Source organism: Micromonospora sp. SL1-18 (assembly GCF_047921505.1).
Lineage (GTDB): Bacteria > Actinomycetota > Actinomycetes > Mycobacteriales > Micromonosporaceae > Micromonospora.
Map to the genome: position 1 here is coordinate 1 of NZ_JBLROA010000245.1, position 333 is coordinate 333.

Genomic DNA, 333 nt, shown 5'->3' on the forward strand with positions numbered 1-333 from the left:
TTTGTGCAGCCCGTCAGCACGCAGATTCGCCACCCGATGGTGCACGCGGTTACGTTCGGCGTTGGCGACCGCCCATCGTCTGGACGGCTGCTGCCTGGTGCGCCGGTCCGGCCCCTGACGGCGGGCCACCCGCCGGGAGAGCCGTTTGAGGTGCTTGAGCGCGGCGTCGTAGTGCGCCGGGTTCGGCACGAACCGCACTGCGCCCCGGTTGTCGGCGATCACCGCGAGGCATTTCACGCCCAGGTCCACCCCCGCTACCACGTCCGGGCGCGTCGGGGTGCGGTCGGTGGCGCGTTGGATCTCGACCTGGAAGGCCACGAACCACCGACCCCG

The 333-nt window shown here is 71.2% G+C and carries 1 protein-coding gene; it reads right to left on the reverse strand.

The window, feature by feature from the left end; all coding sequences use genetic code 11:
* On the reverse strand, positions 1 to 333 hold a 333-nt coding region (locus ACNAW0_RS30785; protein WP_416291546.1), incomplete at both ends, for a transposase.